This window comes from Flavobacterium sp. ov086, assembly GCF_900187965.1.
GTDB lineage: Bacteria > Bacteroidota > Bacteroidia > Flavobacteriales > Flavobacteriaceae > Flavobacterium.
In genome coordinates, this window is record NZ_FZNL01000008.1 from 69,215 (window position 1) to 83,728 (window position 14,514).

Here is a 14,514-nt window from a genome sequence, read left to right on the forward strand (position 1 = left end):
TCTTATTTTATAAAATCTGTATATATTATTTCATTGGCAGCAATATCCTGTTTTATAACTTGTCCAATCAATTTTGCCCTTTCATCCCACTTCAAACCATCACCTGGACTTAATAAATGTAAGTCTCCTTCTGAAATAATATGACCGCTTTTTAAATCTTTTAAGCTTGCTATTGATCTTTCCAATTTAACTCTCGCTGATTGAACAGAATCTGCTATAAAAATCTCTTCCTTACCCATAGAAAGTTCCAGATTTCTGATATCTCTAACCATTCTTTCGATTCCTTCTACAGCCAAAGATCCAGCCTGGTCAGTACCTTTCATTAATCTGTCTAATGTAATATGTTTTTCAATTATTTCAGATCCCATTGCAACCGCCGCTATTGGTGTCGCAATTCCGATCGTATGATCCGAATATCCGATAACAAAATCTGAATAATTTTTTTGAAGATATTTTATAGTATTCAAATTAACATTTTCATATCTTGTTGGATACTCTGATACACAGTGAAGAATACCAATATTACTATGATGCTTTGTAATGACATCTAATGCATTATCAATTTCTTTGGCTCCACCCATTCCTGTAGATAAAATTATCGGAATTTTTGTTTCTGCCATTGCATTCAAAAGTGGTAAATTAGTTAGATCTCTTGAAGCAACTTTCAGCTTATCCGGTGTAAATAATTTGAGTAAACTTAAACAACCTACTGCACAGAGAGTTTCTACGAAATCTAATCCATAACTTTTTGCATAATTGTAAATTTCCAGGTGTTCTTGATCATCTAATTCTAAAAACTCCCTATGCTCTCCATAAGTTTTTCCAAACGAATGTGGCGTATCATATGATTTAGCCATCTGAGAAGCTGAAAGTTCTTGTGTCAAATCACGTTTAGTAAGTTTAACAGCGTCCATACCTTTTAGTTTTTTACCAAAAAGTTTGTCTACAACTGGTCTTGATACTACATCAATAATTAATTTTGCGATGTCAACTGATCCATTATGGTTTTGACCAATTTCTCCAATAATATATGTCATTTTGAATATTTTTTTATGTTATTAATCATTTTAACTTTATACTCTTCGTTAGAATCTATAAAATCAACTAAAAAACTAATGTTATCCTGATTTCCTAATGTGCTCTTAAAAAGTGATGCTAAATTATCAAAATCTTCTTTATCATCTAATGTTAATCTTATATCTTCTCTAGAATAAACTTCAGAGGGGCTTTTTAATAATTTTATATTGAAAATTTGGGGATTCATATATATAAAATTTGTTACATGCTCTTGGTAAATTGAGTCATTCTGAAGATCAGCAGCTTTTAGCAAAGCACGCACAGATACTATTTCTGCAAATAATCCAATATGGGTTTTGATAACAGGAATTCCCAAATAATTACAGTAACTTATATAATCCCAGTTTGTATCATCTAGCTCTCCTATTAATGAGCTAATTGAATTCATATTTAAAAAAGGATTATCAGAACAAATACGCAACAAATGAGTAAACTTTTCATTTACACCAACATCAATAAATCGACTCAATACATTTTCTTCACTTCCTTGATAGAAAGCAATCCCATGTTTTAAGGCGATCTCAGATAAAACATTATCTTTACTATTGATTGAGCTGGCTAGAATAATTTGATAGTTACAAAATTTTAATTTTAACTTTTCAATTGATATGTCTAATATCGATTTACCATCACAAAAGTCCATTAGAATTTTATTTGGAAGTCTACTAGAGCCAGTTCTTGCTTGTATGACTATCCCTATCGAAATCTCATTTTTTTTAATCATTTTTAATCATTTAAACTTAAATCATTCTAAAACAATAGGCCTAATAAATCTAAAGATTATTCAAAATCTTTTTGAAAATTAAAAACAAAACCGTCAAAAATCCCGCAAGAAATCCTCCAAGAATTATGCCTTTTATTTTTCCAAAACGTTCTTTAAATAATGGTAAAATAGGTCGATCCACAACTTGTATTAATGGTGTTTCTCTTCTTAAAGTGACCTTTGCCATTTCAGTCTGCTTTACAAGCTCTGTTAATATGGCAGTATTTGCTTGGACATCTACTTGTCTTCGTGCTGATGGGGCTCTTCTTATGTTTAATGCAGGATTTAGATTAAAAGTATTGTCATTCGCTACAGCTACACCAGTAATAGCACCATTAAGCTCTCCTCTAATAGAATCTGTCTGACGCTCCAATATATCCATATTCATTCGGGCTTTTTTACTTTTAGTGTCCACATAAAATTTACCTACTTGTTTAGCAAGTGCTTCACAAAAATATTTTGCAAATAATTCATTTGTAGAAGACACCTCTACCGTTGTGATAGCAACTTTCTTGTCCTTTTGACCTACTTCTAACCCACCTTTGGATAGTTTTTCATAAATAGATCCTAAGATACTATCATGAACTCTGGTAAAACCTTGACGTTGCTTATTTGGCAAAAACTGAATGTTTTTAAGTTTAGGACTTTCATCCCATCGTTTTCTCCATTCATTATTTTGAATAAACATTTCGGCCAACGAAATTTCTTTTCCATTTACTATCACAGGTGTTAGCAACGTTTGCTCAACCATAGATCTTGACTTAAAAAGTTCTGTCAAATTAGAGCCTGTAAAAATTCCTCCTGCATTACCGCCTAAATCCAGACCTAATGACCCCACCAAACCTAAAGCTCCACCTAGACCTCCTCCTGATTGATCATCTTCTAAAGCGAAAGATAAAGTTGCAGTATAAACTGGTTTTTTAATAAACGAGTATGTTAGCCCTAAAACTGAACCAATAATACCCGCCAAAACAATTATTCTCCATCTCGAAAGCAAGTAAATGCACCATTTTTTGGTCATTACTAACAAATCTTTTAACGAAATTTCTTCATTTACAATAGGTGTACTTTCCATCAAAATAATTTATCTAAATGCAGTTACGATCAATAATGCTAAACTTGTCAATACACTTCCTATACTTACCCATTCTCCTGTACTCATTTTTTTAGTTTCAGGCTTTTCCGGAACAACAATCTGAGAACCTGGCTCAACTGTAGGATAAGATCTAAAAAATAAAAAAGAACCTGTCACTGAAGCTTTACCATTTGGATAAATAATATATGCTTTTTTCTTCCATCCTTTATTATCTACACCTCCAACGGAGTTTATATAATACTTGAATCCCTTTCCGCTTCTATAAGGTATCTCTGATGTAAGCAAAACATTACCCGTTACTTTTACACCTTCATTAAAAGTTGCAACAATAATTTCATCTCCAGGAAACAAAGTAACATTCGAATAATGATTTTTATCTTTAACAATTTTTTCCCAATTAACAGGTATAGTTGCAAATTTTAAATCTTCTTTTAGCTTTTTTGCTAATTTGTCGTTTGAACCAATTGAGTCATTTTTAGATTTAGTTAAATTTAAATCTACGCTTTCAATCTGATCAATTTGATCTTGCTTAATTGGTCTTTTAATTTTCACCCCATCAATATTAGCAATTGATGTTACTCCACCTGCGCGCATTACAATGTTATAAACAGTTTCTTTTTTATTTGCTAAAACATATTTACCAGGATAAGCAACAGCTCCACTGACTGCAACCATTTCTGGCTTTTCATAAACAGCAATTCTTCGAATATTAATTACATCGAAAGGTTTTAAAATAAAATTTTTAATTTGTTCATTGTTTTCAGCTGTAATTTCAAATTCAAGCAATTCTATACGTTTGGGATCATTATCATCTATTACATCAGATTTTATCATTCTGGCAATTTCAACTCTTTTAGAAGCTGAACCTGTTAACCCTCCAACCTGAACAATTAAATCATTCAAAGTAAGATTTTCGAAATAGTCATAAACTCCTGGTTTTTTTACTTCGCCATCAATTGTTACCTTGTATTCTTCTCTAAAATCTAAGATAGAATAAATAGTAATAATATCCTCCCTTTTTAACTCCACATCGGCATTTAAATTTCCTGACAAAGCTTCACTTAAATTTACATTTACAATTTCTGTTGTTAAATCAGATTTTAGGCGAATTATTCTTGCCCTTTTTGTATAAGCATCCTCTTTAAGTCCTTCGGCTCTAGTAATAAGATCTGAAATTCTCATCCCCTCACTATAAGAATAATAGTCTGGTCTAAAAACAGCTCCCTCGATTTTAATACGATTTTCGAATCTATTTAAAATTTTAGTCACTCTAAAAACATCTCCGGATTGTGGCAAATAAGAATTATACTCGCTTTCATTTATATCATGAACTTTAAATTCTTTTCCAGTTTTTTGCATTACACCTACAGAAGCTGTGTAAGCAAATTCATTAAATCCTGATGCAAAATTTAGCAAATCAGTAAAACTCTCCCCTTTTTTCATTTCAAAAATCCCGGGACGTTTTACTTCTCCATTCAGAGTTACTCGTTGACTATAAGCCGGAATTCTAATAACATCATTTTCTTTTAAACTAACATTATCAGATTGATCTCCTTTTACTAAAAAACGATAAATATCAATATTTTTATAAACTTTATTATTTCTAATTAATTCAATATTTCTATAACTGCCATTTTTACCAGGGCCTCCCGCCAAATGTAAAGCATTGTAAACGGTAGCTAAAGATGAAATAGAATAATTGCCTGGTTGTTTACCTCCAACAACCGTAACTTTTATTGTGCGTATACCGCTCAAACTTACACTTACTTGAGATTGTCCGGATCTAACTGTACTGTAAACTTTAGCAATTGCTGTTCTAATCTTTTGAGTGGCAGCTTCAACGGTAATTCCCGAAACTGCGATTTGTCCAACATATTGAATTGTTATTTTTCCTTCGACACTTACCGGAATACTTGCGTTGTACTCCTGAACTCCATACACACTAACTTGCAATTCATCACCTGGCCCCAGAATGTAATTAACAGGAGTTGCTAACTTTAGATCTGGTTCGAAATTTAAGGTGGGGTTATCAAATAATTCGGAACCAAAAATCAAAACATTAACGGAATCTTTAACTTTATTATTGGTGATTTTTTCTTGATTTCTCCCAAATTCTGTTTTAGTATTTTTTGTCTGATTAAGATTATTATTTTTTCCAGATGTACTCACCAGATCTTTCAACTTAAACTTAAGTTTATCAAACTCTTCCTGACTCATTCCTTTAGAAAGTGCTATTGGCTCAGCTTCATCAATAGTCATATTATTACTATTTAATTGTGCTGCAATATTAACAAGATCATCTTGAGACAAATAATCGACTTTAATAGTACTTAGATCTTTAGATTGAAGTATGCCTTGGGCATTAACAGTTAAAGACGTTAATAGACCAAAAAACAGTATAAGAACGTAAGTTATATTTTTCATATGAATTATAATTTTAACCTAAAAAAGACTTAAAACAGACATTTAGATATTTTATGAATATTGTTTTTGATAATATTCTTTATAAATACCTGATGTCACATTTTGTAGCCATTCTTCGTTATTAAGATACCAATTAATAGTTTTTTCTAAACCCTCTTCAAAAGTTACTGATGGTTTCCATCCTAACTCTCTATTAATTTTTGACGCGTCAATTGCATATCGTAAATCATGCCCTGGTCGATCTTTCACATAAGTAATCAACTCTTGGGATTTACCTTCTGTTCTTCCCAGTTTTTGATCCATAATATTACATAGTAATTTTACTAAATCAATGTTTTTCCATTCATTGAAACCTCCAATGTTATAAGTTTCATGATTTTTTCCCTCATGAAAAACTAAATCAATTGCAATTGCGTGGTCCTCGACAAATAACCAATCACGAGTATAATTACCATCTCCATAAACAGGCAATGGTTTATTATTAATAATATTATTAATAAAAAGTGGAATTAATTTTTCAGGAAAATGATAAGAACCATAGTTATTAGAACAATTTGTCAAAACATAAGGCAAACCATAAGTTTCACCATAAGCCCTTACAAAATGATCAGAGCTCGCTTTTGAAGCAGAATATGGAGAATTCGGATCGTAAGATGTCGTTTCTGTAAAAAGCCCTTCTGCACCTAACGAACCATACACTTCATCGGTACTTATATGATAAAAACGCTTACCTTCAAAATTATCTTTCCATTGATTTTTAGCTGCGTTCAATAAATTCATTGTTCCGATAACATTTGTCTTAACAAATGATAATGGATCTTCAATAGAACGATCAACATGAGATTCTGCAGCTAAATGTAAAACTCCATCAAAATTGTGAAGCAAAAAAAAATCATTTATAAAAGTTTCATCTACGATATCACCTTTTACAAATGTATAGTTAGCTTGATTCTCAATATCTTTAATGTTTTCAAGATTTCCTGCATATGTTAACGCATCTAAATTATAGATTTGATATTCCGGATACTTATTTACAAATCGTCTTACGACATGTGAACCAATAAAACCTGCACCTCCTGTTATAAGAATTTTTTTCATTTTCATACTAATTTAATAATTCTGAGTTTTGTCTTTCTAATTCACCATATAAATCTTTTACATCTTGTGAATTTTCTTTTTGCAAAATTAAATTTGCAGTATCTGTATAAATAAAAATAGTGTTTTTTAATCCTAGAAACGCAGTATATTTTTCAGTACCAATAACCATATTCCCATTATTGTCAATGGAGTGTCCTTTTGATACCAAATAATCATAAACGGACTCAAACGAACCTAAATCCGACCAAGAAAATGCAGCTGGAACTACTTTTATTTTTTTACTACGTTCCATAACAGCATAATCAACACTAATTGATGGAATTTCTAATGATAATTCTAAATTAAGAAACCCTTCTTTACTTGCCTCCCACACTGATTTAGATTTTTCATATACATCCGGTTCAAATTGTTTTAATTCATCAAGAAGAACTCCTGCTTTAAAACAAAACATTCCGCTATTCCATAAAAAATTACCTCTTGCAATGAAATTTTTAGCTGTAGTTTCATTTGGTTTTTCACGAAATGATACAACTTTATCTCCTTTTGACTCTATATAACCATATCCCGTTTCCGGTTTAGTTGGAATAATACCAAAAGTTACAATAAAACCCTCTTTGGCTTTTAAAATAGCTTCATTTATGGCTATATTGTAATCCTCCATTTTTTCAATGATGTGATCCGAAGGAGTTACAATTAAGATATCTTCCGGATTAGAGGCAAATGCGGCAAAAGCAATTGCAGCAGCAGTATTTCGTGGAGTAGCTTCTACAATATTGGTGTAAGTCGTTTTAGACTTATCCATTACTCTCCCACTAAGATTATGATTATCAACATTCCCAACAACCATGACTTTATCAGCCAAATGGCTATTACGATCAACTGTCATTTCGAACAAGGATTTGCCGTCAAACATTTCCAAATATTGTTTAGGCTGACTTCTACGCGAAAGTGGCCACAATCGACTGCCTACTCCACCTGTCAAGATTACGTGTATGATTGAATTATTTGCTTCCATTTTTTTCTAAATAAAAAAAAGAGTCTTTATTTACTACAGTCTATTATCAGCTATAGCACCTAAAACTCCTTTTACATCATATAATAAACTATTTTCCTTCTGTAATTCTGAAAAATCCAAGCTTAAAAATTCATTATGAGCTACTCCTAGCACAATCGCATCAAACTTTTCTTTTGGGACAGAATTTATAGTTTCTAATTTGTATTCTTTTTTAACTTCATCAATATTAGCCAAAGGATCGTATAGTGTAACAGCTATCCCGTATTCTTTTAGTGATCTTATAACATCAACAATTTTTGTATTTCTTACGTCAGGGCAATTTTCTTTGAAGGTAATTCCCAGCATCAAAAGATTAGCTCCATTAACTGAAATCCCTTTTTTAATCATCAGTTTAACTACTTGAGAAGCCACATATTCTCCCATACTGTCATTTAAACGTCGACCTGCTAAAATTATTTCAGGATGGTATCCAAATTCTTGTGCACGTTGTGCTAAGTAATAAGGATCTACTCCAATGCAATGTCCACCAACCAAACCAGGTTTAAAGGGTAAAAAATTCCATTTTGTAGCTGCTGCCGTTAATACTTCCTGAGTATCAATATTCATTAAATTGAATATTTTAGCTAACTCATTAACAAAAGCAATATTGATATCTCGTTGTGAATTTTCAATCACTTTAGCCGCTTCAGCAACTTTTATTGTTGGTGCTAAATGTGTTCCTGCGGTAATTACAGATTTATATAAGCTATCTACTTTTAATCCAATTTCTGGTGTTGATCCTGAAGTTACTTTCAGAATTTTTTCGACCGTGTGCTCTTTATCTCCCGGATTTATTCTTTCAGGTGAGTAACCTGCAAAGAAGTCTTCATTAAATTTCAGTCCTGAAACTCTCTCTAAAACAGGAACGCATTGCTCTTCTGTTACTCCTGGATATACAGTAGATTCGTAAATTACTATATCCCCTTTTTTCAAAATTGCACCAACTGTCTCACTTGACTTATAAAGTGGACTGAGATCTGGACGATTATTTTTATCTACGGGAGTTGGAACTGTAATTATAAAATAAGTACAATCAGCAATATCATTCAAAGAAGTTGTGCAATATAATCCGATTTCTGTATTAGGGTTATCGACTAAAACTTTTTGTAAAGTTTCGTCATCGACCTCTAGTGTTGTATCTGTACCGGATTTTAAAGATGCTACTCGTGACTGATTTATATCAAATCCAACAACGGGATACTTAGTCGCAAATAGCCTGGCTAAAGGCAAGCCAACATAACCTAAACCAATAACTGCTATTTTAATATTTCTATCCAATTTATATTCTTTTTTACTCGATTCAGTCAATTTAATTCACGGCTTCGCCCTTCTGAATCACAAAATTTGACTCAGATGCCTAAAAAACATTTTCGGCAAATATAACACATTAAGTCAATTTATTCAATACGGTTTCTAGTAATACTGCTAAAAAGGACCAATTAAAAAAACTAACTTCACCAAACTTCTATCAATCAGTCTGTAAAAAAATACATTATAAAAAAAACAGAAAATAAATTCTCAAATTAAAGAATTTCGTCTTCTGTTTATGATTAGAAAGAGTTAAGCTATAACTACTTTATTTATATTTTATTTTAAGCACACAGCCTAAAGATTCCAAAACCAATATATAATGAGTATTTGATACTTCCTGAACTATAGCGTCCTGATTACTAAAAGCTCCTGCTTCTATTTTTATACGATCCCCAACCTGAATTGAAGTTACCGATATATCAATTATATTGGGAACTTCAAGACTTGCTTTTATACTATTAATTTCTTCATCCCGAACAATCGCTGGTTTACCCAGCCAAAATAAATAACGTACTACACCTGCTACTTGAAAAACAGAATTACGATCAGTGTCTGCCAATTGAACGAATACATATGAATTAAAAAGAGGCACTTCAATTTTCTTTTTGCGATCTGACCATTGTTTTACCTGGGTTATTAATGGACAATAACACTCAATACCTATTTGATTCAGTTTATCGGCAACTTTCTTCTCCCACCTAGGTTTCGTATAAACTACATACCAATTCATCTTTTCTCTTTAAATTGAAATAAAACTTTTAAATCTATCTCGTTCATAATCCTTTCAGATCAAATCTTATTTCAACAAAACTTCCTTTTAAGAACCTATCCCTTTATATATAAAACCAATTGATTCCATTTCTTTTGAATTCAATATATTTCTTCCATCAAAAAGAAATGCCGGTTTATGCATTGAATCATAAATTTCTTGCCAATCATAAGCTGTAAACTCATCCCATTCTGTTAGAATTGCAACTGCATGAGCTCCTTTACAGGCATCATAAGCATCATTAAACGCTACAACTTTAGAATTATTATCCTCAACAGATCTTGTTTGCAAATAATTCAAATCATTTAACATTTTATCTCTTGAAACTTTCGGATCAAAAACAGCAATAGTTGCCTGTTCATTAATCAAATCATCCGCTACATATATTGCAGCCGATTCGCGAGTATCATTAGTATCTTTCTTGAAAGCCCAACCTAAAAATGTTATTTTCTTATCGGCCACTGTATTGTATAATGTTTGAACGATTTTATTTGAAAATCTTCTTTTCTGATAATCATTCATAATAATAACCTGTTCCCAATAATCAGCTACTTCAGTTAATCCGTATGATTTTGCGATATAAACTAAATTCAGGATATCTTTTTGGAAACAAGAACCTCCAAAACCAACTGAAGCTTTTAGAAATTTAGATCCAATTCGGCTATCCATTCCAATTGCTTTAGCAACTTCACTTACATCAGCACCTGTTTTTTCACATAATTCTGACATTGCATTTATAGACGAAATACGTTGTGCTAAAAACGCATTAGCAGTAAGTTTAGACAATTCTGAAGACCAAACATTTGTCGTCAAAATTTTATCTCTGCTTACCCAATTTGCATAAACATCAACCAACGCATTAATTGCCTCTTCACCTTCTGGTGTAGAATCTCCGCCAATTAAAATTCTATCAGGATTTAATAAATCTGTGACAGCAGTTCCTTCTGCCAAAAATTCAGGATTTGACAAAATCTGGAACTGAACACCGTTTCCTGTATTATCTAAAATGCTTTTTATTGCCTCGGCAGTTCTTACCGGAAGTGTTGATTTCTCAACAACAATTTTATTCTCCTTAGCTACCTTTGCAATTTGTCTGGCACAAAGCTCGATGTATTTTAAGTCTGCAGCCATACCTTTTCCTTTACCGTAAGTTTTAGTTGGGGTATTAACTGAAATAAAAATCACCTGAGCTTCATCAATTGCTTTTTCAACTTCTGTCGAAAAGAAAAGGTTTCGTCCCCTGGCTTCAGCTACTATTTCTGAAAGTCCTGGTTCATAAATTGGAATATTATTAGTATCAGGATCATTCCAGTCTTTTATTCTTTGTTCGTTCAAATCGACAACAGTCACTTGAATATTTGGGCATTTTTGAGCAATTACTGCCATTGTTGGTCCTCCAACATAACCTGCACCAATGCAACAAATTTTTGTAATTTTCATTTAATTTACTATTATCTTAATCCTTAGTTTTATTTCAAATTGTTCCAATACCAACTCACTGCTTCTTTCAATCCATCTTGCAATGAATATTTTGGATTATACCCTAATACCGTTTTGGCTTTATCTATACTTGCTAGTGAATGCGGAATATCTCCCACTCTATTTTCTCCATAAACAATTTTGACAGCAGCAATTTCAGAATCAAACTCTGTTAAATACTTTTTTAAATATGCTACCAAATCATTTAATGTATTTCGATCACCAAAAGCAGTATTATAAACTGTATTAATTGCATTCGGGTTTTGACTTGTTATAGCCAACTCATTCATTTGAATTACATTATCTATATAGGTAAAATCACGAGAATAATTTCCGTCACCATTAATTACAGGGCTTTCGTGCTTCATTAATTGCATTACAAATTTAGGAATCACTGCAGCATAAGCTCCATTAGGATCTTGTTTTCTCCCAAAAACATTAAAATATCGCAAACCGATAGTTTCTAGTCCATAAGTTCGGCTAAAAATTTCAGCATATAATTCATTTACATATTTTGTAATCGCATATGGTGACAATGGTTTTCCAATAACATCTTCTACTTTTGGTAATCCTTGAGAATCTCCATAAGTTGAAGAACTTGCTGCATATACAAAACGCTTTATTTTAGCATCACGGGAAGCAACTAACATATTTAAAAACCCCGATACATTTACATCGTTTGTTGTAATTGGATCATTTATAGATCTTGGAACTGAACCTAAAGCGGCTTGGTGTAAAACATAATCAACTCCTTCAACAGCTAAAGCACAATCATCAATATTTCGAATATCGCCTTCAATTAATTTAAAATTAGGATTCTCGATAAAATCTTTCAAATTATAACGATGTCCTGTCGAAAAATTATCTAGACAAATTACTTCATGACCTAATCCTAAGAAGTACTCACATAAATTTGACCCAATAAAACCAGCTCCACCAGTAATTAAAATTCTATATTGTGTTGATACTTTCATTTAATTCAAATTACTTTTTATTGAACTTTTTTAAAATAGTCTTCCATAAACTTAATTCAACCACTTCATCGTGATATCCGTTTGAATAAGCTCCATAACCATATCCGTAGCCATATGATGAACCATATTTTGCTTTATTTTCGTAACCATTCAAAACAATACTAGCATTATTCAATTCACCTCTTTTTACTCTGGTATTCAACAATGTGATCATCTCTTTTTTAGTATAATTTTGCCTTACTATATAAAGGGTTACATCTGCATATTGAACCAATTCTAATGCATCTGACACAAGACCAACCGGCGGAGTATCTAAAATAACATAATCATATTTCTGCTTTAGTTCATCTATCATTTCTTTCATAGCATCACTCAGAATTAATTCAGATGGATTTGGCGGAATTGGTCCCGAAAGAATAACATCAAGATTTGGGATTTGCGTTTTATTTACAATTTCATCCACACTATTTTGTTTAATTAAATAATTAACTACACCCAACTGATTTATTAAACCAAATTCGTCCGCTAATCTTGGCTTTCTTAAATCTAGTCCAACAACGACAGTTTTCTTTTCACTCAGAGCAAAAACAGTAGCAATATTTATAGAACAAAATGTCTTTCCTTCCCCACTTATAGAAGAAGTTATCATCAGCGTTTTTGAACCACTGACTTGTTGTTTTTTATATAAAAACTGTAATGACGAGCGAATTCCTCTAAAAGCTTCAGAAAGTGCAGATTTTGGTTTATCAAAAACAGCAAGATTAACAGCATCTTTATTAACTCCAATAACTCCAATTAAAGGTATATCAGTTAATTTACTAATGTCATCTGTATTCTGAATCGAATTGTTGATAAAAAACAATGCAAAAACGAATAACAACGGCACTAATATTCCTAAAAATAATGCTAGTACATAATTAGCAGAAGTTTTAGGCCCAATTAATCCTCCTCCAATATCTTTTGCCGAATCAATAAAATGAATATCTGACAAATTAGATGCTTTTACAATCTCAGCTTCGTTTCTTTTTTTAAGAAATTCATTATAAATATTATCATTTAGGTCATACTTCCTTTGAATCTTTAACAATTCCTGCTGCTCTTCGGGAAGTCTTTTTACGGTACTTTCGGCTTCACCAATTTTTGAATTAACAAGAGATAAATCATACAACAATGAAGTTTTTGCTGTTGTTATATTTTCTAACAAAACATCTTTTACAGCTCGCATCTGATTATCAAAATCCTTAAAAATCTTATCACTTTTTACCGCATAAGCCATTTCTGATCTTTGCGTAGAAAGCGCTATAAGCTTTGACACATTGGTTACAATATTCGGATCTTCAATTCCCGCAACAGATGGCGCCGGTAATCTTGAATAATCTACACTATTATTTAAATATGCTTTTAATGAATTATAATATGCAATTTTTCTTGAAACTTGATCACGTTCAACATCAAAATCCATGATTTTATTCGAAACCTTTTCTCCACCACCCTGAATTTCATAAATATTCTTATCCTTTCTAAAAATCTTTAATTCATTACCTGTTTGTTTTAATTGCGATTCCATAGCAACTAGAGTGCTATCAATAAATCTAATAGTATTTGTGGCAAACTGGTTTTTACCGTCCAGTTGAATTTTGATCAGCATTCTTACAGTTGCATTCAAATATTCTACCATTCTGGCTTTATTTGTCCCCTGCATACTAAGCGTTAACAGTGAACCTCCGCCTTTATCTCCTTCAACATTAACCCCTCTATATCGGGAAACTGTCCCATCAAAATCATTAAATTTTACAAAATATTCTTTTCCTTTATAAAAACCGGGGTTATCATTTATTTGTAATTTCCAATTCAAAAATGGTAATGAAACTTGTTCTCCAACTTTGTATCTTTTTACAAATACCGCAGGCTGAACGGAAGTTTTGCTATATGCATTAGTAGAATAAGTAATTAAAGAAACTGAATTATTCTCAAAAGGAATTTTAATTTGGTATTCACTTTCACTTAAAAACTTAATACTAATTAAAGTATTAGCAAGCTGAGGCCTTGACTTATCTATATTTACATAAAAAGGAGTCGCACCATAAGAATCAACAAAATTATATTTTCCCTGTTCCAAATAATCGATGTAATACTGCAATTTATCAACCACTAATTCATTATGAGAACGCGATTGCAATATTGTTGAAATCCCGTTTACCTGATCTGAGATTCCACCCCAATTGAAAACTAAACTGGTATTAGAGGTAAAAAATGGATTGCTTTCTTCTTTAATGGAAATCATCGTCTGCATTGCGTAAATCTTCTCTTTACGAACATTTACTTGATATGCAATAGTAAAAGCTATTAATAAGCTAACTAAAAACCATTTCCAATAACTGGCAATTTTCAACAAAAATCCTTTAAAATCAAAACTTGAATGATTCTCAAAAATGGAAAAATCTTTTATATCTAACATCTTTTGAATTT

11 protein-coding genes are annotated in these 14,514 nt (G+C 31.7%); all 11 read right to left on the minus strand.

The window, feature by feature from the left end; all coding sequences use genetic code 11:
• Positions 1-2: 2 nt before the first annotated feature.
• Positions 3-1,037 carry an N-acetylneuraminate synthase family protein gene (locus tag CHB81_RS10730; RefSeq protein ID WP_089351902.1) on the minus strand — a complete coding sequence of 345 codons (1,035 nt, stop codon included), beginning with the start codon at positions 1,035-1,037 and terminating at the stop codon, positions 3-5.
• Positions 1,034-1,801: a hypothetical protein gene (locus tag CHB81_RS10735; protein ID WP_089351903.1), complete on the minus strand. Its 768-nt coding sequence runs from the start codon at positions 1,799-1,801 to the stop codon at positions 1,034-1,036. Before CHB81_RS10735 ends, CHB81_RS10730 begins: the two co-directional genes overlap by 4 nt.
• A gap of 49 nt (positions 1,802-1,850) precedes the next feature.
• Positions 1,851-2,915: a Wzz/FepE/Etk N-terminal domain-containing protein gene (locus CHB81_RS10740; RefSeq protein ID WP_089351904.1), complete on the minus strand. Its 1,065-nt coding sequence runs from the start codon at positions 2,913-2,915 to the stop codon at positions 1,851-1,853.
• A gap of 9 nt (positions 2,916-2,924) precedes the next feature.
• Positions 2,925-5,360 carry an SLBB domain-containing protein gene (locus CHB81_RS10745; protein WP_089351905.1) on the minus strand — a complete coding sequence of 812 codons (2,436 nt, stop codon included), beginning with the start codon at positions 5,358-5,360 and terminating at the stop codon, positions 2,925-2,927.
• Positions 5,361-5,411: 51 nt separating this feature from the next.
• A complete protein-coding gene (rfbB, locus tag CHB81_RS10750) occupies positions 5,412-6,458 on the minus strand; it encodes a dTDP-glucose 4,6-dehydratase (RefSeq protein ID WP_089352011.1) in 1,047 nt (348 codons plus the stop codon).
• A gap of 7 nt (positions 6,459-6,465) precedes the next feature.
• Positions 6,466-7,473 (minus strand): mannose-1-phosphate guanylyltransferase, encoded by a 1,008-nt coding sequence (locus CHB81_RS10755; protein ID WP_089351906.1) that lies wholly within the window; start codon positions 7,471-7,473, stop codon positions 6,466-6,468.
• 33 nt (positions 7,474-7,506) lie between these two features.
• On the minus strand, positions 7,507-8,790 hold the full coding sequence (locus CHB81_RS10760; RefSeq protein WP_176427518.1) for a nucleotide sugar dehydrogenase: 1,284 nt from the start codon (positions 8,788-8,790) through the stop codon (positions 7,507-7,509).
• Between the two features lie 298 nt (positions 8,791-9,088).
• A complete protein-coding gene (locus CHB81_RS10765; RefSeq protein WP_089351907.1) occupies positions 9,089-9,553 on the minus strand; it encodes a UpxY family transcription antiterminator in 465 nt (154 codons plus the stop codon).
• An 87-nt stretch (positions 9,554-9,640) separates the two neighbouring features.
• Positions 9,641-11,032 (minus strand): UDP-glucose 6-dehydrogenase, encoded by a 1,392-nt coding sequence (locus CHB81_RS10770; protein ID WP_089351908.1) that lies wholly within the window; start codon positions 11,030-11,032, stop codon positions 9,641-9,643.
• Between the two features lie 29 nt (positions 11,033-11,061).
• A complete protein-coding gene (locus tag CHB81_RS10775; protein ID WP_089351909.1) occupies positions 11,062-12,045 on the minus strand; it encodes an SDR family oxidoreductase in 984 nt (327 codons plus the stop codon).
• 10 nt (positions 12,046-12,055) lie between these two features.
• Positions 12,056-14,503: a polysaccharide biosynthesis tyrosine autokinase gene (locus CHB81_RS10780; RefSeq protein WP_089351910.1), complete on the minus strand. Its 2,448-nt coding sequence runs from the start codon at positions 14,501-14,503 to the stop codon at positions 12,056-12,058.
• Positions 14,504-14,514: the final 11 nt, after the last annotated feature.